This is a genomic window from Streptomyces sp. NPDC088350, assembly GCF_044753545.1.
Lineage (GTDB): Bacteria > Actinomycetota > Actinomycetes > Streptomycetales > Streptomycetaceae > Streptomyces.
In genome coordinates, this window is the sequence record NZ_JBIVNL010000001.1 from 386,067 (window position 1) to 406,250 (window position 20,184).

Sequence of the window (20,184 nt, forward strand, 5' to 3'; positions counted from 1 at the left end):
GCCCTCGTGGGAGGCCACGGCGAGGGTCACCGACGGTGCGCGAGGGGTACGCGCGGCGTGCCCTTCGTGCGTGTGCCGATGCGCCGCACCACCTCGTCGCGCGGCCTGCGGCGCGGTGGTGCGGCGACCTCGTTGCGGCTCCCGTTGCGCTTGTTCTCGCTGGAACGCTGCGCGGTGAACGTGTCCCATCGTGTGATTTCCCCCTCGGTATCCACCGCGAAACTGCCGGTTGCGGGATGCTGGAGATAACGTTCGTTCACTTCTCGCGCTGACGCGGGTACCGCGGTACCCGTCGGTAGGGATGGGCGCAGTCGCTTCATGGAGGCAGTGATGGGTGTGGCAGCCGGTCCGATCCGCGTGGTGGTGGCCAAGCCGGGGCTCGACGGCCATGATCGCGGGGCCAAGGTGATCGCGCGGGCGCTGCGCGACGCCGGTATGGAGGTCATCTACACCGGCCTCCACCAGACCCCCGAGCAGATCGTCGACACCGCGATCCAGGAGGACGCCGACGCGATCGGCCTCTCCATCCTCTCCGGCGCCCACAACACCCTCTTCGCCGCCGTGATCGACCTCCTCAAGCAGCGCGAGGCGGAGGACATCCTCGTCTTCGGCGGCGGGATCATCCCCGAGGCGGACATCGCCCCCCTGAAGGAGAAGGGCGTCGCGGCGATCTTCACCCCCGGGGCGACGACGCAGGCGATCGTGGACTGGGTGCGGGAGAACGTACGACAGCCTGCGGGGGCGTAGGTTCGCTTTCCCGCGGGGGTGATTGTCCAGCCCGTCCGGCGTTTGAGGACGAGGCCGTCCAGGCCGAAGGGGGGTTTGGGGGCACAGCCCCCAAGCTTTTACGGCGCCTCCAACTCCCGCAGCTTCTACACCGCCCCCAGCTCCTCCGCCATCGCCGCGCGCAACCGCAACGTCGTCACCAGCCGCTGAAACGCCTCCGCCCAATAACCCCCCGCCCCCGGCGCCGCGTCCTCCGACTCGTCCGGCACCGCCAGCAACCCGTCGAGCCGGCTCGCCTCGGCCGGGTCGAGACACCGCTCGGCCAGCCCCATCACCCCACTGAAACTCCATGGATAACTCCCCGCGTCCCGCGCGATGTTGAGCGCGTCCACGACAGCCCGCCCCAGCGGCGCGGCCCACGGCACCGCACACACCCCGAGCAGCTGAAACGCCTCGGACAGCCCCTGCGCCGCGATGAACCCGGCCACCCACTGGGCCCGTTCACCCCCGCCGAGCGTGCCCAGCAGCTTGGCGCCTTCGGCCAGGGACACCGCCCCCGGCCCGCCCGCCTCGGGCGCGGACGGCGTCCCGAGCAGTACCCGCGCCCACTCGGCGTTCCGCTGCCGCACCGCCGCCCGGCACCACGCGGCGTGCAACTCGCTCCGCCAGTCGTCCGCCACCGGAAGCGCCACGATCTCCCCGGGCGTACGCCCGCCCAGCCGCCGCTCCCAGGTCCCGAGCGGGGTCGCCTCCACCAACTGGCCGAACCACCACGAGCGTTCACCTCGTCCCGTCGGAGCCTTGGCGACCACCCCGTCCCGCTCCATGCCCGAGTCGCACTCGTGCGGCGCCTCGACGACCAGCCCCGGTTCCTCCCGCGTACGGTCGACGGCCACGCAGGCCGACGCCCGGACCGCCATCCGCGCGGCGAGCGCCGAGCCGGGCAGCGCCGACAGCAACTCCGCCGCCGTGGCACGGACGTTGCGGCTCCGGTCGGCCAACGCCTGTTCCAGGAACGGCTCGTCCTCGGCCGCGAGCCCCATCCGCAGCGAGTCGAGGAACATCAGCCGGTCCTCCGCCCGCTCCGTCCCCCAGGTCGTGACGAGCAACTCGCGCGCGGTGGAAGGTCGTTGCGCGCGTATCGCCGCGAGCAGGGCGACGCGCTCGGCGAACAGCCCCTCCTGCCACAGCTGTTGGACCTGGTCGGGGTCGTCGAGGTCCGGCAGGGCCGCGCCGCCGCCCGGTGTCGCGCGCAGGGCGAACCGCCAGTCCGGGTTCAGCCGGGCCAGCCACAGCGCGCGCGGGCCCGCGAACTCCAGCGCCGCCGGCCGCAGATCCGTACGCCCCCGGGCCGCGTCCAGCAGCGCGGGCAGCGTCTGGACGGGTGCGGCGAACCCGCGCGCGTTCGCCGCCGTGAGCCACTGGGGCAGCAACTCCATGAGATCCGGCGAGGTGCCCCTACGGCCCCCGCCGCCCGTACCGGGACGGTCGGCCAGCAGCATCGCCAGCCTGCGGGCCGCCGCGACGGGCAGCGCCGGACGCCCGTCCGGCGCGGCCGGCTCCGGACGCTCCGCCGCCCGCGCCGCACACAGCCCCGCCCGCCGCCGTACGGTCTCCACGGCCGCCGCGTCCAGCAGGGTCACGGGCGCGTCCTGGCCCGGCGCGCACCCAGGAGGCGTACGGCGGTCCGTGCCGAGCAGCGCCGTGGTGACGAGTTCCTCCCAGTCGCCCGCAGCGGGCGCCGGAGCGGAGGTGCTGTTCATACGGTGCCTTTCCGTCGGGTCGGTGAGGGGGCTCAGCACAGGGACACCGGCTCTCCCGCCCCCTCCGGCCACGCCGTGAGCGGGGTGAAGCCGCGGTGGCCCAGTTCGCCGAAGACCTTGACCGGGGCGCCGCCGGAGAGCGCGACGAGCCGCCACAGGCCGGAGCGGGAACGGGCGGCCGGGGTGAGGGGGAGCGCCAAGTCCGCCTCGGCGTCCGCGAGTTGCCAGGAGTCGCCGTCCGGGGTCGGTACGACCCGCTCCAGTGTCACCGGGACCGCGTCCAGCCACGGGTCGTGCCGCAGCGCCTCCCCGTAACGGGCGGCGGCCTGCGCCGTCGTCACCCCGCGCGGCCGGGCCGTCGTAGGGGAGGGCGGTGTGAACTGTTCGCCCAGGGCCGCCCGGAGCTGCCCCGCGCCCGGGAACGCGGACAGCTCAGCCTCCAGGGCCAGTCCCATGGGCAGCGCCAACTCGGGGGCGCGGCCCGCGGCGCCGTAGGCGAGGAGCAGGCTCGTGCGGCCGGATTCCGCGCCGTGCAGCCATATTCTTCGGGTCGTCAGTTTCGGGTCGGTCGTGTCGTACTGGGCGAGGACCAGCCAGTGGTCGCGCAGCGGTGGGCCGTCGGCCGAGCCGGGCAGGCCGACGCGGGAGCGGACTGTCGCCGCCAGGTCGTCGGGCAGGCGCTCGCGGCGCAGCCAGGCCCGGTCGAGGAGGTGGAGCAGCGCGCACTCCTCCAGCAGGCGTACGGGCCAGCCTGGTCCCGAGGACGGGATCGTCCCCAACTCCCTTGCGCGGGCGGCCAGTCCGGGGGCCTGCGCGTCGACCATGCGGGCCGCGGTCTCCTCCCACAGTCCGTACCCCGACTGCTCCGCCGAGGCCAGGCCGGTGCGCAGCAGGTCCGTCAGCCGCTGCTCCAACTCCGCCGCGCCCGCGGTGATCCGCTCGGCCCGGCGCTCCGCCCTGCGCCGCGCCGCCTCCGGATCAGCGGTGGCCGGGGAACCGGACGCGTCCGCCGCCCGTTTCTCCTCCGTCCGCTTCCGCCGTCCCGCCAGCCACTGCTCCGCCCAGTCCGGCGCCTGCCCCGACGGCACCGCACCGTCCCCGCCCGCCCACAACAGCAGCAGCCCCAGCGCGTGTTTGCACGGGAACTTCCGGCTCGGGCAACTGCACTTGTACGCCGGTCCCGCCGTGTCCGCGATGTCGACGACCGTCTGATACGGCTTGCTGCCACTGCCCTTGCACAGCCCCCACACCGTCCCCTCGTCAGAACTGCCCGCCTCGGACCACGGCCCCGCCGCCCCGAGCTTGCTTCCCGCCTTGCGTGACGCTGCGTCAGGCGCCAGTGCCAGCACCTGGTCAGCCGTCCAGCGCACCCCCTGCTGAGTCATGACATCGAAGGTAGATCCCGGCACTGACAATCGGTCCGCGAGCGGTCCGGCCGGTGGCTCCGCGAGCATGTTTCCGCAGGTCAGATCGGATTGTCAGTGGCGTGGTGCACGGTGGACACCAGATCCGAACCGGCCGAGCTGGAGGGGGCCTCAGCCATGACTGTGTCCGCAGAACCCACACCGTCCACGTCCGCGGTGGCGAGTGAGAAGCCGTCGAGCGAGGCGTTGCGGCCGCACGCCGAGGACGCCTTCGCCGACGAACTCGCCGCGCTGGCCGCGCAGGACGACCGCCCGCGCCCGGTCCGCTGGAAGATGTCGCCGTGGGCGGTCGCCACCTATCTGCTCGGCGGCACACTGCCGGACGGCACGGTGATCACACCGAAGTACGTCGGCCCGCGCCGCATCGTCGAGGTCGCCGTCACCACCCTCGCCACCGACCGCGCCCTGCTCCTGCTCGGCGTGCCCGGCACCGCCAAGACCTGGGTGTCCGAACACCTCGCGGCGGCGGTCAGCGGCGACTCCACCCTGCTCGTGCAGGGCACCGCCGGCACCCCCGAGGAGGCGATCCGCTACGGCTGGAACTACGCGCAGCTGCTCGCCAACGGCCCGAGCCGCGACGCCCTCGTGCCCAGTCCCGTCATGCGGGCCATGGCGGAGGGGATGACGGCGAGGGTCGAGGAGCTGACCCGGATCCCGGCCGACGTGCAGGACTCGCTGATCACGATCCTGTCCGAGAAGACGCTGCCGATACCGGAGTTGGGGCAGGAGGTGCAGGCCGTCCGCGGCTTCAACCTGATCGCCACGGCCAACGACCGCGACCGAGGGGTCAACGACCTCTCCAGCGCCCTGCGCCGCCGTTTCAACACGGTGGTGCTGCCGCTGCCGGAGAGCGCCGACGCCGAGGTCGAGATCGTCGCGCGCCGCGTCGACCAGATCGGCCGCTCCCTCGACCTGCCTGCGGTGCCCGAGGGCGTCGACGAGATCCGCCGGGTGGTGACCGTCTTCCGCGAGCTGCGCGACGGGATCACGGCGGACGGGCGGACGAAGCTGAAGTCGCCCAGCGGCACGCTGTCGACGGCCGAGGCGATCTCCGTCGTCACCAACGGCCTCGCCCTGGCAGCCCACTTCGGTGACGGACTGCTGCGGCCGAGCGATGTCGCCGCGGGCATCCTCGGCGCCGTCGTCCGCGACCCGGCGGCCGACCGGGTCATCTGGCAGGAGTACCTGGAGGCGGTCGTCCGCGAGCGCGACGGCTGGAAGGACTTCTACCGCGCCTGCCGGGAGGTGAGCGCGTGAGCGACCGCAGGGGGTTGGTCGATGACGACTCCAGTGCCTCTCGGGAGGTGAGGGCGTGAGCGACTGCGGTGGGTTGGTCGACGACGAGTCGACTTGGAGCTGGATCCGGAGGGGAGGGGGACGAAGTGGCGGGAACTGAGGGGAACGGGGGGCCGGGCGGCGGGCCGCTGCTGCTCGGGGTGCGGCATCACGGGCCCGGTTCGGCGCGGGCCGTGCGGGCGGCGTTGGCGGCGGCCCGGCCGCGGGTCGTACTGATCGAGGGGCCGCCGGAGGCCGACGCGCTGATCCCGCTCGCCGCCGACGAGGCCATGCGCCCGCCGGTCGCGCTCCTCGCCCACGCCGTGGACGAGCCCGGCCGCTCCGCGTTCTGGCCGTTGGCCGAGTTCTCCCCGGAATGGGTCGCGATCCGCTGGGCCCTGGAGCACGAGGTCCCGGCCCGCTTCATCGACCTCCCGGCCACGCACACCCTGGCATGGGGGAGGGACACGGAGGGCCAGGACGAGCCGGCGACTGCTGAGGAGCAGCAGCCGGTCCCTGATACTCCCTCCTCTCCGGACCTCCGCGTCGATCCCCTCGCCGTGCTCGCCGAGGCCGCCGGGTACGACGATCCCGAGCGCTGGTGGGAGGACGTCGTCGAGCACCGGGGTGCGGGGGAGCGGGACGCGTTCGCGCCGTTCACCGCGCTGGAGGAGGCGATGGGGGCGCTGCGCGAGACGTACGGGGTCGGCGGGCACGACCGGGATCTCGTGCGGGAGGCGTACATGCGACTCCAAGTGCGCGCGGCACAGCGGGAGTTCGAGGACGACGTGGCCGTGGTGTGCGGGGCCTGGCACGTGCCCGCGCTGCGGCAGCGGACCGCCGTCGCGGCGGACCGCGCGCTGCTGAAGGGGCTGCCCAAGGTCAAGGCCGATCTGACCTGGGTGCCGTGGACACATCGCCGGCTGTCCCGGGCCAGCGGGTACGGCGCGGGCATCGACTCGCCGGGCTGGTACGGCCATCTGTTCGGCGCGCGGGACCGGCCGATCGAGCGGTGGATGACCAAGGTCGCGGGACTGTTCCGGGAGGAGGACCGGATCGTCTCCCCGGCCCATGTCATCGAAGCCGTACGGCTGGCGGAGACGCTCGCGGTGATGCGGGGCCGCCCGTTGCCGGGGCTCGGGGAGACCACCGACGCCGTGCGCGCCGTGATGTGCGAGGGCTCGGACGTCCCGCTGTCGCTGGTGCAGGACCGGCTCGTGGTGGGCGATGTGCTGGGCGAGGTGCCGCCGGGTGCGCCCGCCGTGCCGTTGCAGCGCGACCTGGACCGGTCACAGCGCAGGCTGCGGCTCAAACCGGAGGCGCTGGAGCGGGAGTTGGAGCTCGACCTGCGCAAGGAGACCGACGCCGGACGCAGCACGCTTCTGCACCGGCTGCGGCTGCTCGGTGTCGAGTGGGGCGAGCCGGCCGTGTCGCGGGGGAGCACGGGGACGTTCCGGGAGACGTGGCGGCTGCGCTGGGAACCGGAGTTGGCGGTGCGGGTCGCCGAGGCCGGGGTCTGGGGCACCACCGTGCTCGCCGCGGCGACCGCCAAGGCGGAGGCGGACGCGACAGGGGCGCAGAGCCTCGCCGACGTCACCGCCCTCGCCGAGCGCTGCCTGCTGGCCGAACTGCCGGACGCGCTCCCGGTGGTGATGAAGGTCCTCGCCGACCGCGCGGCCCTCGACACGGACGTCGGCCATCTCGCCCAGGCACTGCCCGCGTTGGTCCGTTCGCTGCGCTACGGCGACGTACGCGGCACCGACACCCACGCGCTGACGGAGGTCGCCGCGGGCCTCGCCGAGCGCGTCTTCGTCGGCCTGCCCCCGGCCTGCGCGGCCCTCGACACGGATGCCGCGGAGGAGATGCGGCGGCATGTGGACGCGGTGCACGGGGCGGTGGCGCTGCTGGGTGGGGCCTCGGCGTCGGGAGGTGACGTGACTTCTGGAGCCGGTACCGCCTCCGATACCGATACCGATACCGATACCGATAGCGGAACCGGAACCGGAACCGGCCACAGTGCCCTCCGCAGCCGCAGCCGCTGGCGCGCAGTGCTTCGGGCTCTCTCCGTGCGGGACACGGTGGCGGGTGTCATCCGGGGGCGTGCCGTGCGACTCCTGCTGGACGAAGGGGAGTTGGGGGCGGACGAGGCGGCTCGGCTGATGGGGCTGGTGCTCTCGCCGGGGACACCGCCGGCGGACGCGGCCTCGTGGATCGAGGGCTTCGTCGGCGGTGGGGGCGGGCTGCTCCTCGTGCACGACGAGAGGCTGCTCGCGTTGGTGGACGAGTGGCTGACCGGGGTGCCGGCGGAGGCGTTCACCGACGTACTGCCGCTGCTGCGGCGCACGTTCTCGTCGTACGAGCCGGGGGTGCGCAGAACGCTCGGCGAGCTGGTGGGGCGTGGGCCGGGGAAGCGGGTGGGCGTCGCGGCGACGGGCGCCGGGATATCCGGGTTCGGGGCGGACTTGGACGCGGGGCGGGCGGACGCGGTGGTGCCGGTGCTGCGGCTGCTGTTGGGGCTGGACGACGTGGTGAACGGCGGCGACGTGGTGAACAACGGGGACAACGACCTTGTGGGGGTGGCGGGATGACGGGCAACAGCAGGCAGGGCACCAGAAGGCAGGGAATGAGGGGGCCGGGGGAGAGGGCTCAACTGGCGGTGGGTGCCGCTGAGGGTGGGGACCGGCCGGCGACGGCCGTGCGGGTCGTGCCGTTGTGGGAAGGGCTGAGCAAAGGGGTGCGCGGATGACGACCGGGGCGGTCGGTGTCGGCGGGGTCGCGGAGGCGGGGCAGGAGCGGTTGCGGCGGTGGCGGCTGGTGCTCGGGGGTGACGCGGCCGACGGCACCGGGTGCGAGCTGTCCGGGCGGGACGCCGCGATGGACGGGGCGCTCGCCGCGCTGTACGGGAGGGAGGACAAGGGGCGGGCGGGGAAGGACCGTTCGGCGGGGCTCGGGGCGTCGGCGCCGTCCGTCGCGCGCTGGCTCGGGGACATCCGGACGTACTTCCCGTCCTCCGTCGTCCAGGTCATGCAGCGCGACGCCATCGACCGGCTCGGGCTGTCCGCGCTGCTCCTCGAACCGGAGATGCTGGAGGCGGTCGAGGCCGACGTGCACCTCGTCGGCACGCTGCTCTCTCTCAACAAGGCGATGCCGGAGACCACGAAGGAGACGGCGCGGGCGGTGGTGCGCAAGGTGGTCGAGGACCTGGAGAAGCGGCTCGCCACCCGCACCCGGGCCACTCTCACCGGCGCTCTCGACCGCAGCGCCCGTATCAACCGGCCGCGCCACCACGACATCGACTGGAACCGCACGATCGCGGCCAACCTCAAGAACTACCTGCCCGAGTACCGGACGATCGTGCCGGAGCGGCTGATCGGATACGGGCGCGCGTCCCAGTCCGTGAAGAAGGAGGTCGTCCTCTGCATCGACCAGTCCGGGTCGATGGCGGCGTCCGTCGTCTACGCCTCCGTGTTCGGGGCGGTGCTGGCGTCCATGCGGTCGATCAACACCCGGCTCGTCGTCTTCGACACGGCGGTCGTCGACCTCACCGACCAGCTGGACGACCCGGTGGACGTGCTCTTCGGGACGCAGCTCGGTGGCGGTACGGACATCAACAGGGCGCTCGCGTACTGCCAGTCGCAGATCACCCGGCCCGCCGAGACGGTGGTCGTGCTGATCAGCGACCTCTACGAAGGGGGCATACGGAACGAGATGCTCAAGCGGGTCGCGGCGATGAAGGCGTCGGGGGTGCAGTTCGTGACGCTGCTCGCGCTGTCCGACGAGGGCGCACCCGCCTACGACCGCGAACACGCCGCCGCGCTCGCCGCGTTGGGGGCACCGGCGTTCGCCTGTACGCCCGACCTGTTCCCGGAGGTGATGGCGGCGGCGATCGAGAAGCGGCCGTTGCCGATACCGGACACCGCGTGACGAACGGGCATCGGTGGTGACGAACAGGCATGGGGCGCAGGGGGCTTGCGGGTCCTCATGAGGCCCGTGCGAGGATCGACGCCTCATGATCTGGCCAGCCGCCCCGCCCGGTGCCGCCCTGCGCGTGATGCGTACGGCGGTTGGGCGGCGTGCGCTTCAAGTGGCCCTGTTGGTGGGCGGGTTGTTCGCCCTCGCGTTCTTGTGCGGCGGACAGGCGCAGGCGGCGGAGGGGGTTCCGGGGCAGCGGCCGGGGATGTCGGTGGTGGCTTCGGTGGTGAAGCCGGTTCGGGTTCCGGTGCCGGCCCCGGTCTCGGACACCGCGGAGCGGGTCGTGCGGCCCGTCACCGACGCGGTGAAGAAGACGGTGACCGAGGTGTTGGCCAAGGCGCAGGTGCCACCGCTCTCGTCGTTGCCCGCTCTACCTACGCCGCCCTCCTTGCCCTCCTTGCCTTCCTTGCCCTCCCTGCCCTCGCTCCCGAGTGCGCCGACTCCGCCCAGCCAGTCGGCTCCTCCAGTGCGGACGCTTCCCGCGCACGCGGTGTCGGTGTCGGTCCGGTCGGCGCCGCGGCCCTCGGGCGCCGGGCATGGTGCGCGTGCGGGTTCCGCCGACGTGGCGGTAGGCGTCACGTACGCGCCCCACTCCGCCGTCGCCGATGCGGCTGTCGCCGTAACCCCCTCCGGCGCCGCACCTCGCACAGGGCCCGCACCCGCCCACCAGGCACCCAACGACGACCCCGACGGCGCGCCGCACACCCAGTCGGTCGTGGACAACGGCACCTCGCGGCACTGTGACGCGCACGCCGTGACGTCGGACCACCGGGTGCCCGTGCGGTTAGTGCCCGGTGTCGCCGCCCGTGCGGATGTCGCCGAGACGGGGGACAGGTACCGGGACGTTCCGGTTTTCCCGGGCTAGGCGGGCCCTTCCGGCAGTTGAGCTGCCTGGAATGTCGCCATGCTCCCCTTTTTTCGCGATGCCTGAGGAACCGACGCACGCATGAGCACACGTATGAACCAGAACACCGACATCACCCCGGCCGAACTCCGGCGACGTCTCGTCAATGCCGTGGTCTCCGTCCCCAGCGGGTCGAGGGTCAGGGCCGCCGCCGCCATTCAGGGTGCCCGGGCCGCACGCACTGTCCGCGCCCGGACCGGCGGTGCGGCGGAAGTGCGACGCACCGCCCGGCACTGGGGGTGACCGACTCCGTGAGGCAGTGACCCCGGACGGCCGAATGCCGTCGGTCCGTCCGGGGCGCGTCTCGCGGTAGGGGGTCCCGCCGGGCCAGCCCCAACCCGGCGGGACCCCGCCCGAACGACCCGCCCGAAACAACCCGCCGGAGTGACCACCCGTAAGCCCCGCTCGCGGCACTCCGTGTCACGAATCCCGGCATCATGTGACAGGTATCACCGCTCAGGTGTGACCCTCGATTTAGGGGCCCCCTGCAAGCAGCGATAACCTGCGAGACGGACATGCCGCGCGCTCGGTCACCGTGTGCGCCTCCCTTGTGACAGCGGACGTCACGTTGCCCTTCGCGGCACGCCCACGCATCCAACGAACCGCGATATCACTGAGGACGGAAGCGCGTGGACCTGTTCGAGTATCAGGCGAGGGACCTCTTCGCCAAGCACGATGTACCGGTGCTGGCCGGTGAAGTCATCGACACGCCTGAGGCGGCCCGCGCAGCCACCGAGCGGCTCGGTGGCAAGTCCGTCGTCAAGGCCCAGGTGAAGGTCGGCGGCCGTGGCAAGGCCGGTGGCGTGAAGCTCGCCGCCACCCCGGACGAGGCCGTCGCGCGTGCGACGGACATCCTCGGCATGGACATCAAGGGCCACACGGTCCACAAGGTGATGATCGCCGAGACCGCGCCCGAGATCGTGGAGGAGTACTACGTCTCCTTCCTCCTCGACCGCACCAACCGCACCTTCCTCGCCATGGCGTCCGTCCAGGGCGGCGTGGAGATCGAGGTCGTCGCGGAGGAGAACCCCGAGGCGCTCGCGAAGGTCCCGGTCAACGCCAACGAAGGCGTCTCCATCGAGAAGGCCCGCGAGATCGTCGCGCAGGCGAAGTTCCCGGCCGACGTGGCCGAGCAGGTCGCCGAGATCCTGGTGACGCTGTGGGACACCTTCGTCAAGGAGGACGCCCTCCTCGTCGAGGTCAACCCCCTCGCGAAGGTCGCCGACGGCCGTGTCATCGCCCTCGACGGCAAGGTCTCGCTGGACGAGAACGCCGAGTTCCGCCAGCCGGAGCACGAGGCGCTGATCGACCACGACTCCGCCAACCCGCTTGAGGCCGCCGCCAAGGCGAAGAACCTCAACTACGTCAAGCTCGACGGCGAGGTCGGCATCATCGGCAACGGCGCGGGTCTCGTCATGAGCACCCTGGACGTCGTCGCGTACGCCGGTGAGAACCACGGCGGCGTGAAGCCGGCCAACTTCCTCGACATCGGCGGCGGCGCGTCCGCGGCCGTGATGGCGAACGGCCTGGAGATCATCCTGGGCGACCCCGACGTCAAGTCGGTCTTCGTCAACGTCTTCGGCGGCATCACCGCGTGCGACGAGGTCGCCAACGGCATCGTGCAGGCGCTGCAGCTGCTCGCGGACAAGGGCGAGGAAGTCACCAAGCCCCTCGTCGTCCGCCTCGACGGCAACAACGCCGAGCTGGGTCGCAAGATCCTCTCCGACGCCAACCACCCGCTGGTCCAGCGCGTGGACACCATGGACGGCGCGGCCGACAAGGCCGCCGAGCTCGCGGCTGCGAAGTAAGGGACGAGGGACAAAACAGCCATGGCTATCTTCCTCACCAAGGACAGCAAGGTCATCGTCCAGGGCATGACCGGCTCCACGGGCATGAAGCACACCAAGCTCATGCTGGCGGACGGCACCAACATCGTCGGTGGCGTCAACCCCCGTAAGGCCGGCACGTCCGTCGACGTCGACGGCACCGAGATCCCGGTCTTCGGCACGGTCGCCGAGGCGATCGAGAAGACGGGCGCGAACGTATCCGTCCTCTTCGTACCGCCGGCCTTCTCCAAGGCCGCCGTCGTCGAGGCGATCGACGCCGAGATCCCGCTCGCGGTCGTCATCACCGAGGGCATCGCCGTCCACGACTCGGCCGCGTTCTACGCGTACGCGGTCGCGAAGGGCAACAAGACGCGCATCATCGGTCCGAACTGCCCGGGTCTGATCACCCCCGGTCAGTCGAACGCCGGCATCATCCCGGGCGACATCACCAAGCCGGGCCGTATCGGCCTGGTCTCGAAGTCCGGCACGCTGACGTACCAGATGATGTACGAGCTGCGTGACATCGGCTTCTCGTCCGCCGTCGGCATCGGTGGCGACCCGGTCATCGGCACCACGCACATCGACGCGCTCGCCGCGTTCGAGGCCGACCCCGACACCGACCTGATCGTCATGATCGGTGAGATCGGCGGCGACGCGGAGGAGCGGGCCGCGGACTTCATCGCGAAGAACGTGACGAAGCCGGTCGTCGGTTACGTCGCGGGCTTCACCGCGCCCGAGGGCAAGACCATGGGCCACGCCGGTGCCATCGTCTCCGGTTCCTCCGGCACGGCCGCGGCGAAGAAGGAGGCCCTTGAGGCCGCCGGCGTCAAGGTCGGCAAGACGCCGACCGAGACGGCGAAGCTGGCGCGGGAGATCCTCGCCGGCTGATCGATACCTAGCTGAACGTTGGTGGGCTCGCTCCGTGGGTTGGAGCGGGCCCACCGATGCGTTGTCGGTCGGGTGCGGGTGCGTTGTGGCTGGTCGCGCCCACGCGGCGGTAGCCGCAAATCCAACACAGCCCCGCGCCCCTAAAAACACCGGTCGCCCTGCGTTCTTAAGGGGCGGGGGAGAGCGCCTCCCTTAAAGACGTAGGCCAGCCCATGTCTTTCAGGGGCGCGGGGAACTGCGCGACCAGCCCCCACCGGGCCGCACCTAACGACTCAACGGAAGCAGTCTTTCGGGCCCAGCCGTCATCCCGGTCCGCAAGCGATCCCGGAGCCGCACCTCCTCCTCGGACAAAGAACCCTGCACCACCCGCGCCGGCACCCCCTCCACCCGTTCCCCCAACGGCACCGGCGGCTCGTAATGCGTCGGCGCAACCCTCACCGTGAACGTCGTCGCCCCGATGATCGCCACCGTGAACGCGATCGCCGCCCGGGTCCAGAACACCGTCCGGCGTTCACCCACGAAACGAACCACCGGCGGCTTGGCGGCGTGCAGCCGCCCGGTGGAGGCGAGTTCGGTCATCCGGCGGCGCAACTCGGCCGGGTCGGACAGGTCGGGCAACCGCGCGGCAAGCGCCTCGCGCGCGTGCAGCAGCCGGTTCGCCGCGGCCGGCGTGCTCGCCTCCGTCTCCGCCGCGGTCTCCGCGAGCCCGAGCCCGACCCCGTCGTAGAGGAGGAGCGTGCGGCGGTACGACGGCGGGAGTTTGAGGAGTGCCGTCAGCAGGGCGCGGTCGGCGGAGTCCGGGGGCGGGGGTTCCGGGTGGCGGTGTCTGGGGCGGAAGCGGTGCCAGGGGGAGAGGGCGTGTTCGTACGCCACCGCCCGCACCCAGCCGGCCGGGTCCCGGTCGACCGCCACCTCGGGCCAGCGCTGCCAGGCGACCTGGAAGGCCCGCTCGACGGACTCCCGCGCCAGTTCACGCCGCCCGGTCAGCAGATAGGCCTGCCGTACGAGGGCGGGTGCGCAGAACGCGTAGAGCGCGTCGAAGGCCTGAGCGGGCGTCAGGGGAACGCGAGGCGGTTCCGGTTCCTCGACAGGTAAAGGTACAGGTACCGGCTCGGGTGCGGGGGTGTCGACCACCTCGGCCGGTCGCTCCGGCTGAGGCTCCGTCACCGGGGCTTCCTGGTCCAGGCTGTTGAGCATTTTCGCGTACGCCTCCCTTTTCCGGCCACGTGGTGTCGTACGGCCGGTCTCCCACGCGCGCACCGTCTCGCGGCTGACGCCCATCCGCTCGGCGACCTGAGCCTGCGTCAGCGACGCCGTCTCGCGCAGGCGTCGGCGTTCCTTGGGGGGAGGGAGCGGGGTTGCGGGGTTCTGCGTCACCGGACGCCCCTTCGTACGAAAAAGTACATAAATGTATATTGAGCGACACTTCGGAGGATCGCCTGTTACGACGAGAAAGCGCGTGTCGTTGGGAGCATGGCGGTCGTGATGCCGATGACCCACCGCCGACCGTCGTTGTCGCCCCTGCTCACCCGGATGCGCGACCGATCCCCCGGACTGGCCGCCAGCCTCTTGGGTGGTGCGGTCGCGGCGGGGCTCGGGCTCGGGTCGTTCGCCGTGCTGGTGATGGTGCTGTGGATCAGTTCGCCGTACCCGGACAGCGGGCCCGGCGGCGCCCTGCACACGGCCGCCGTCCTGTGGCTCCTCGCGCACGGCGTCGAACTGGTCCGCTCCGACACGCTCTCCGGAGTCCCCGCCCCCGTGGGTGTCACCCCGCTGCTCCTGCTCGTCCTCCCGGTGTGGCTGCTGCACCGGGCGGCGCGGGACGCGGTGCTGGGCGGGGGAGACGGCGAGGACGACCCCGAGATCCCGCCGGTCCCGGGCCGCACCGCCTGGACCGGCGTCGCCCTCGGCTACCTCGGCGTCGGCACCGCCGCCGCGCTCTACGCCTCCGCCGGTGACCTCGCCCCCTCCTGGAGCTGGACGGCGGTCTGCCTCCCGCTGCTCGCCGCGGGCGCGGCCGGTTCCGGGGTGTGGACGGCGTACGGGCGCCCGCGTGAACCCGTGCTGAGTGTGCTGATCCTGCTGCCGGCCGGGCTACGACGGCTCGTCCTCGGCCCGGAGGCCCGCGAGTCCCGGGCCCGCATCGGCACCGCCGCACGTGCCGCCGGGCTCGGTACGGCCGTGCTCGTCGGGGGTGGTGCCGTGCTGCTCGGCGCGTCCCTGGTCTGGCACGGCGGCGCCGCCCGGACGTCCTTCCTCCAGCTGACGGAGGGGATGTCGGGCCGGTTCGCCGTCCTGCTGCTCTGCCTCGCGCTGATCCCCAACGCGGCGGTGTGGTCCGCCTCCTACGGCCTCGGTCCCGGCTTCGCCCTCGGCGTCAGCCACACCGTCGCCCCGCTCGCCTCGGCACCGGCGCCCCTCCTCCCGCCGTTCCCCCTGCTCGCGGCGGTCCCGGACGCGGGCACCGGAACCCCGCTGAACTGGCTCGCGGGGCTGGTCCCCCTGGCGGCCGGGGTGACGGCGGGCTGGTTCGTGGCGCGGGTCGCGGTGGGCCAACGGGGCGATGGCGGGGGCGAGTTGGCGGAGGAGAGGAAGCGGAGGGCGGTCGGTGCCGGACTCCGTCAACAGTCGACGCCGGCCCCCTGGGCGCCGGGCCGCACCGCCGCCACCGCGCTGCTCGCCGCCGCCCTGTGTGCCGTAGGGCTGGCTCTGCTCGCGGAGTTGTCCGGGGGGCCGCTCGGGGGTGCCGCGCTCGCGCGGTTCGGGCCGGTGTGGTGGCAGACCGGGGGCGCGGCGCTGGCCTGGCTCGCGGTGGTGGCGGTGCCCACGGCGCTGGGGCTGCGGGCGTGGCGGCTGCGGACACCTCGGGTGCCGTCACCGGCGACCGGGACGCCGACTATCGGCACGCCGATTACCGGCACGCCGATTACCGGCACGCCGATTACCGGCACGCCGATTACCGGAACGCCGACCATCGGGAAGCCGCGGGAAGACGTGGTCGCGGGGGCGCCGGTGCCGGAGACTCCTACGGCACGCCGGTTCCGGATGTCGTTCGCGGTCGGCCGGGGCTGGTTCTCCCGCAGGCCGAAGGCGGCGCGGCAGCCCGTCGTCCCGGTCCCGTCGCCCGTCGCCCAGCCGTACATCGCCTACGACCACGACTCGACGTTCGACCCGTACGACTTCCCGCCCGTCGACGTGACGGCGGAGCCCGCGCCGACCCCCTGGTACGACAACGCCTCCCGCGAGGCCCGCTGGGCGGCCTTGAGGGAGGCGTCCACGCCGCCGGAACCAGAGGAATCTCCCGAACCACAGGAATCCCCGGACCCGCCGGAGGTCAAGTGACCCATGAGGCGCGTCAGTTGGCGGTACCCAGCAACCCCCGCAGATCCTTCGGCAGCAGCTGGTTGCAGGACTGCTTGGCCTCGTTGGTGAGGGCGTCGTTGGCGCAGGTGTAGTAGTCGCTGTAGGCCAGCTGCGCGGCGAACATCGCGGCGACCAGGGCGATGGCCAGGGACGCGGTGACCAGGCCGCTCACCGCCGCCGTCGTCTGGGGGCGGGCCTGGGCGTCGGGCACGGCCGGGGTGTTCGGGTCGGCGGGGCGGGACTTGGCGCGCAGGGCGCTGCCGCCCCAGTAGATGGCGAGCGCGCCGAGCAGCAGGGCCACGTACGGCCAGCTGAAGAGGGCGAAGAAGAAGGCCCACATGCCGCTCAGCAAGGAGTAGCGGGCGCGGCGCTGGGCCGGGTCCGTCGGGTCCCAGCGCATGCCGCCCTGGCCGGGACCACCGCCGCCGGGGCCCTCGGGACCGCCCTGTCCGCCAGGGCCGCCGGGCCGCTCGCCGAAGTTGCCGGGGGAACGCCCCGGCTGCTGGTCGCTCCAGTGACTGCCCCACGGCGAACGACCGCCGTCACCCTGCGGGGCGTCGCCGCCTTCGCCGCCCTCCGGGCGTCGCGGCTGCCACGGCCGGTCCGGCGTGCCCTCCGGCGGCGGCGCGAACGGATTGTCGTCCTGCCCCGCACCGCCCTTTCCCTCCGAGGGCGCGTCGGGCGGCGACGAGGGCCGCTCCCGGAGCAGCACGGTGCGGCGCTCTCCTCCCTGCACCGGCTGCGGGGGGAACGTGAGGAGTCGCAGACTGCGGTCCGGCATCAAATGAGCGTCTTCCCCTTGGTGGATACGTTCGATGGATACGTTCGATGGACAGGTTCGATGGACAGGTTCGATGAATACGTCTCTCCGACATGAGCCGTCACTCCGTGAACGCCTCGCACGACAACGGCGTTCCCGAACCCGCTCTCCCCAGACGCTACCTTCCGGCCACGCCCCCGTCCCGTGGGGGCTGTCCGGTGTGCCGGTATCGTTGCTGACGGTCGGCCGCTTCGTAGACTTCCCCGTATCCCGGGGCGCGAAGCATTCGTATGAACGCACGAGTGGACGCACGAGTCGGCCGTAGAACGAGAAGTCGCTCCCCCGAGAAAGGGCCCCGCCGTGGCCGCCAAGCCCGTGGCCAAGCGCCTCGTCGTGCTGGTCTCCGGATCCGGTACGAATCTGCAGGCGCTCCTCGACGCCATCGAGACCGTCGGCAGCGAGGCGTACGGAGCCGAGATCGTGGCCGTCGGCGCGGACCGCGAGGGCATCGAGGGCCTGGCCCGCGCCGAGCGTGCCGGGCTGCCCACCTACGTGTGCAAGGTGAGGGACTTCGCGACCCGCGAGGAGTGGGACGCGGCCCTGGCTGCGGCGACCGCCGCGTACGAGCCCGACCTGATCGTGTCGGCCGGGTTCATGAAGATCGTGGGCAAGGAGTTCCTCGCCCTCTTCGGCGGCCGGGTCGTGAACACGCACCCCGCCCTGCTGCCCAGTTTTCCGGGAGCCCACGGCGTACGGGACGCGCTCGCGTACGGCGCCAGGGTCACCGGCTGCACCGTCCACTTCGTCGACGACGGCGTCGACACCGGACCGATCATCGCTCAGGGCGTGGTGGAGATCCGGGACGAGGACGACGAGAGCGCTCTGCACGAGCGCATCAAGGAAGTCGAGCGAACGCTGCTCGTCGATGTCGTGGGGCGGCTGGCCCGCAACGGCTATCGCATCGAGGGACGAAAGGTAGTTATCCAGTGACCGCCGAGAGCAACAAGCGAGCCATCCGTCGCGCGCTGGTCAGCGTCTACGACAAGACCGGCCTGGAGGAGCTGGCGCGCGGCCTGCACGAGGCCGGCGTGGAGCTGGTCTCCACCGGGTCCACGGCCGCGAGGATCGCCGCCGCCGGTGTCCCCGTCACCAAGGTCGAGGAGCTGACCGGCTTCCCCGAGTGCCTGGACGGCCGGGTCAAGACCCTGCACCCCAAGGTCCACGCGGGCATCCTCGCCGACCTGCGCCTGGAGAGCCACCGTCAGCAGCTCGACGAGCTGGGCGTGGCCCCCTTCGACCTGGTGGTCGTCAACCTCTACCCGTTCCGGGAGACCGTCGCCTCCGGCGCGTCCCCCGACGAGTGCGTCGAGCAGATCGACATCGGCGGCCCGTCGATGGTCCGCGCCGCCGCCAAGAACCACCCGTCGGTCGCCGTGGTCACCAGCCCGGCGCGCTACGCCGACGTCCTGAACGCCGTGCAGACCGGCGGTTTCGACCTCCACACCCGCAAGCGGCTCGCGGCGGAGGCGTTCCAGCACACGGCGTCGTACGACGTGGCGGTGGCGAGCTGGTTCGCGAGCGAGTACGCGCCCGTGGACGACTCCCAGTTCCCCGACTTCCTCGGCGGCACCTGGGAGCGGGAGAACACCCTTCGCTACGGCGAGAACCCGCACCAGCCGGCCGCGCTCTACGTGGACGGCAGCGGCGGTGGCCTGGCCCAGGCCGAGCAGTTGCACGGCAAGGAGATGTCGTACAACAACTACACGGACACGGATGCCGCGCGCCGGGCCGCGTACGACTACGCCGAGCCCTGTGTCGCGATCATCAAGCACGCCAACCCCTGTGGTATCGCGGTCGGTTCGGATGTCGCCGAGGCGCACCGCAAGGCGCACGCGTGCGACCCGCTGTCGGCGTTCGGCGGGGTGATCGCGGTCAACCGGCCGGTGTCCAAGGAGCTGGCCGAGCAGGTCGCCGAGATCTTCACCGAGGTCATCGTCGCGCCGGACTACGAGGAGGGCGCGCTGGAGATCCTCGCCAAGAAGAAGAACATCCGCGTGCTGAAGACCCCGGGTGGCCCGTCGAACGCGGTCGAGCTGAAGCCCATCGACGGTGGCGTGCTGCTCCAGGTCACCGACCGTCTCCAGGCCGACGGCGACGACCCGGCCAACTGGACGCTGGCGACGGGCGAGGCGCTGTCCGCGTCCGACCTGGCCGACCTCGCCTTCGCCTGGAAGGCCTGCCGCGCGGTGAAGTCCAACGCGATCCTGCTCGCCAAGGACGGCGCCTCGGTCGGCGTCGGCATGGGCCAGGTCAACCGGGTGGACTCCGCGAAGCTGGCCGTCGAGCGGGCGGGCGAGGAGCGGGCCCAGGGTTCGTTCGCGGCCTCGGACGCGTTCTTCCCGTTCCCCGACGGCCTGGAGATCCTCACCGAGGCGGGCGTCAAGGCCGTGGTGCAGCCGGGCGGTTCACTCCGTGACGAACTCGTCGTGGAGGCCGCGAAGAAGGCGGGCGTCACGATGTACTTCACGGGGACGCGGCACTTCTTCCACTGAGGTCAGCGGGAATCGAAGCGGGAGTTGGAGCAGGGGCCGGGGCAGGCTCGGACGGCGGTGGCAGTTCGCACCACACCGTCTTGCCCTCCGGCCCCTGTTCCACGCCCCAGCGCACGGCGAGCGCGTCGAGCAGCAGCAGCCCCCGGCCGTTCTCGTCGTCCGGCCCGGCCGCGCGCACGACGAGCCAGGCGTACGGCTCCGGGTCGGTGACGGCGATGCGCGTACGGCCGCCCTCGCAGGTCACCCGCAGGGTCACCGGGGTGCCCTCGCCGAGGTGCCGGATCACGTTGGTCAGTAACTCGCTGACACAGAGCTGGACTTCGGGACACGGGACGCCGAGGTGTTCCCGTACGGCACGGCGGGCCTCCGGTACGGCCTTGGGGACGGCGAGGAGTTCCAGGGCGAGCACAGTCATCGGCCGGCCGCCTTGCGGAGGGCGGCGGTGAGGGCGCGGGCGGTGTCGAGGTTGCAGTTGCCGAGTTCGACGAGGGGGGCGGCGTAGGTCTGGACGAGCGAGGGCAGGTCGACGCCGAGGGACGGCAGGGTGATCCCGTTCGCCGCCAACGCCGCCTGGAGTTCGGCCACTTCGCTGTTGGCCTCGTGGGAGTGGGGACTGATCATTGCCGTGAGCCTTTCGCTGTGTGTTGCCCTGTGCTCTCTGTGACGAATCACTCACACGGTGACGTGAAATCTCGTACCGTGACAGGGGTTTGGGTTGCACCCGGGAACTG

Annotated in this window: 18 protein-coding genes; 10 read left to right on the forward strand and 8 right to left on the reverse strand. The window is 72.2% G+C overall.

Features of this window, described 5'->3' with window-relative positions:
• Positions 1–26: 26 nt before the first annotated feature.
• On the reverse strand, positions 27–260 hold the full coding sequence (locus tag ACIQBL_RS01785; RefSeq protein ID WP_401935668.1) for a hypothetical protein: 234 nt from the start codon (positions 258–260) through the stop codon (positions 27–29).
• A gap of 70 nt (positions 261–330) precedes the next feature.
• On the opposite strand from ACIQBL_RS01785, the gene ACIQBL_RS01790 reads away from it, so the two are divergent.
• Positions 331–747: a cobalamin B12-binding domain-containing protein gene (locus tag ACIQBL_RS01790; protein WP_401935669.1), complete on the forward strand. Its 417-nt coding sequence runs from the start codon at positions 331–333 to the stop codon at positions 745–747.
• A gap of 125 nt (positions 748–872) precedes the next feature.
• On the opposite strand, the gene ACIQBL_RS01795 is transcribed toward ACIQBL_RS01790, so the two are convergent.
• The gene (locus ACIQBL_RS01795) at positions 873–2,489 is read right to left on the reverse strand and encodes a DUF5691 domain-containing protein (protein ID WP_401935670.1); all 1,617 of its coding nucleotides are present in this window, start codon (positions 2,487–2,489) and stop codon (positions 873–875) included.
• 32 nt (positions 2,490–2,521) lie between these two features.
• Complete coding sequence (locus tag ACIQBL_RS01800; RefSeq protein WP_401935671.1) at positions 2,522–3,874, reverse strand: SWIM zinc finger family protein; 1,353 nt, start codon at positions 3,872–3,874, stop codon at positions 2,522–2,524.
• Positions 3,875–4,030: 156 nt separating this feature from the next.
• Between ACIQBL_RS01800 and ACIQBL_RS01805 the strand changes: the two genes are divergently transcribed.
• The 3 genes from ACIQBL_RS01805 to ACIQBL_RS01815 all read left to right on the forward strand — a co-directional run bounded on the left by ACIQBL_RS01805 (position 4,031) and on the right by ACIQBL_RS01815 (position 9,112).
• On the forward strand, positions 4,031–5,170 hold the full coding sequence (locus ACIQBL_RS01805) for an AAA family ATPase (RefSeq protein ID WP_401935673.1): 1,140 nt from the start codon (positions 4,031–4,033) through the stop codon (positions 5,168–5,170).
• A gap of 125 nt (positions 5,171–5,295) precedes the next feature.
• Positions 5,296–7,776, forward strand: a complete 2,481-nt coding sequence (locus tag ACIQBL_RS01810; protein WP_401935674.1) for a DUF5682 family protein — start codon at positions 5,296–5,298, stop codon at positions 7,774–7,776.
• A 154-nt stretch (positions 7,777–7,930) separates the two neighbouring features.
• Positions 7,931–9,112, forward strand: coding sequence for a VWA domain-containing protein (locus ACIQBL_RS01815; protein ID WP_401935675.1), 1,182 nt, complete (start codon positions 7,931–7,933; stop codon positions 9,110–9,112).
• Between the two features lie 156 nt (positions 9,113–9,268).
• Here ACIQBL_RS01815 and ACIQBL_RS01820 read toward each other — a convergent pair whose 3' ends face one another.
• The gene (locus ACIQBL_RS01820; RefSeq protein WP_401935677.1) at positions 9,269–9,739 is read right to left on the reverse strand and encodes a hypothetical protein; all 471 of its coding nucleotides are present in this window, start codon (positions 9,737–9,739) and stop codon (positions 9,269–9,271) included.
• Positions 9,740–10,106: 367 nt separating this feature from the next.
• Here ACIQBL_RS01820 and ACIQBL_RS01825 point away from each other — a divergent pair, with 367 nt between their 5' ends.
• From ACIQBL_RS01825 to sucD, 3 genes are all read left to right on the forward strand, one after another.
• Complete coding sequence (locus ACIQBL_RS01825; protein ID WP_401935678.1) at positions 10,107–10,307, forward strand: hypothetical protein; 201 nt, start codon at positions 10,107–10,109, stop codon at positions 10,305–10,307.
• A 386-nt stretch (positions 10,308–10,693) separates the two neighbouring features.
• Positions 10,694–11,872: an ADP-forming succinate--CoA ligase subunit beta gene (sucC, locus tag ACIQBL_RS01830; RefSeq protein ID WP_366316380.1), complete on the forward strand. Its 1,179-nt coding sequence runs from the start codon at positions 10,694–10,696 to the stop codon at positions 11,870–11,872.
• Positions 11,873–11,893: 21 nt separating this feature from the next.
• Positions 11,894–12,778 carry a succinate--CoA ligase subunit alpha gene (gene sucD / locus ACIQBL_RS01835; protein ID WP_019066811.1) on the forward strand — a complete coding sequence of 295 codons (885 nt, stop codon included), beginning with the start codon at positions 11,894–11,896 and terminating at the stop codon, positions 12,776–12,778.
• 264 nt (positions 12,779–13,042) lie between these two features.
• Here sucD and ACIQBL_RS01840 read toward each other — a convergent pair whose 3' ends face one another.
• Positions 13,043–14,155, reverse strand: a complete 1,113-nt coding sequence (locus ACIQBL_RS01840; protein ID WP_401935679.1) for a sigma factor-like helix-turn-helix DNA-binding protein — start codon at positions 14,153–14,155, stop codon at positions 13,043–13,045.
• A gap of 96 nt (positions 14,156–14,251) precedes the next feature.
• On the opposite strand from ACIQBL_RS01840, the gene ACIQBL_RS01845 reads away from it, so the two are divergent.
• Positions 14,252–16,120: a DUF6350 family protein gene (locus ACIQBL_RS01845; RefSeq protein WP_401935680.1), complete on the forward strand. Its 1,869-nt coding sequence runs from the start codon at positions 14,252–14,254 to the stop codon at positions 16,118–16,120.
• A 13-nt stretch (positions 16,121–16,133) separates the two neighbouring features.
• On the opposite strand, the gene ACIQBL_RS01850 is transcribed toward ACIQBL_RS01845, so the two are convergent.
• Positions 16,134–16,922, reverse strand: a complete 789-nt coding sequence (locus tag ACIQBL_RS01850) for a hypothetical protein (protein WP_401935682.1) — start codon at positions 16,920–16,922, stop codon at positions 16,134–16,136.
• 339 nt (positions 16,923–17,261) lie between these two features.
• On the opposite strand from ACIQBL_RS01850, the gene purN reads away from it, so the two are divergent.
• The gene (gene purN / locus ACIQBL_RS01855; protein WP_043677052.1) at positions 17,262–17,891 is read left to right on the forward strand and encodes a phosphoribosylglycinamide formyltransferase; all 630 of its coding nucleotides are present in this window, start codon (positions 17,262–17,264) and stop codon (positions 17,889–17,891) included.
• Positions 17,888–19,453, forward strand: a complete 1,566-nt coding sequence (gene purH, locus ACIQBL_RS01860; protein WP_401935683.1) for a bifunctional phosphoribosylaminoimidazolecarboxamide formyltransferase/IMP cyclohydrolase — start codon at positions 17,888–17,890, stop codon at positions 19,451–19,453. Before purN ends, purH begins: the two co-directional genes overlap by 4 nt.
• Here the strand turns inward: purH and ACIQBL_RS01865 are convergent.
• Positions 19,425–19,868: an ATP-binding protein gene (locus tag ACIQBL_RS01865; RefSeq protein ID WP_401935684.1), complete on the reverse strand. Its 444-nt coding sequence runs from the start codon at positions 19,866–19,868 to the stop codon at positions 19,425–19,427. The two genes, purH and ACIQBL_RS01865, sit on opposite strands and share 29 nt — an antisense overlap.
• Positions 19,865–20,074: a hypothetical protein gene (locus ACIQBL_RS01870; protein ID WP_401935686.1), complete on the reverse strand. Its 210-nt coding sequence runs from the start codon at positions 20,072–20,074 to the stop codon at positions 19,865–19,867. The genes ACIQBL_RS01865 and ACIQBL_RS01870 overlap by 4 nt, the downstream gene beginning before the upstream one ends.
• Positions 20,075–20,184 lie beyond the last annotated feature (110 nt).

Bases quoted from the DNA above. Each gene is read 5' to 3' on its own strand.
- ACIQBL_RS01790 (WP_401935669.1), top strand. From the start codon at position 331: ATGGGTGTGGCAGCCGGTCCGATCCGCGTGGTGGTGGCCAAGCCGGGG.
- ACIQBL_RS01795 (WP_401935670.1), bottom strand. From the start codon at position 2,489: ATGAACAGCACCTCCGCTCCGGCGCCCGCTGCGGGCGACTGGGAGGAA.
- ACIQBL_RS01800 (WP_401935671.1), bottom strand. From the start codon at position 3,874: ATGACTCAGCAGGGGGTGCGCTGGACGGCTGACCAGGTGCTGGCACTG.
- ACIQBL_RS01805 (WP_401935673.1), top strand. From the start codon at position 4,031: ATGACTGTGTCCGCAGAACCCACACCGTCCACGTCCGCGGTGGCGAGT.
- ACIQBL_RS01815 (WP_401935675.1), top strand. From the start codon at position 7,931: ATGACGACCGGGGCGGTCGGTGTCGGCGGGGTCGCGGAGGCGGGGCAG.
- ACIQBL_RS01825 (WP_401935678.1), top strand. From the start codon at position 10,107: ATGAGCACACGTATGAACCAGAACACCGACATCACCCCGGCCGAACTC.
- sucD (WP_019066811.1), top strand. From the start codon at position 11,894: ATGGCTATCTTCCTCACCAAGGACAGCAAGGTCATCGTCCAGGGCATG.
- ACIQBL_RS01845 (WP_401935680.1), top strand. From the start codon at position 14,252: ATGGCGGTCGTGATGCCGATGACCCACCGCCGACCGTCGTTGTCGCCC.
- ACIQBL_RS01850 (WP_401935682.1), bottom strand. From the start codon at position 16,922: ATGCCGGACCGCAGTCTGCGACTCCTCACGTTCCCCCCGCAGCCGGTG.
- ACIQBL_RS01865 (WP_401935684.1), bottom strand. From the start codon at position 19,868: ATGACTGTGCTCGCCCTGGAACTCCTCGCCGTCCCCAAGGCCGTACCG.
- ACIQBL_RS01870 (WP_401935686.1), bottom strand. From the start codon at position 20,074: ATGATCAGTCCCCACTCCCACGAGGCCAACAGCGAAGTGGCCGAACTC.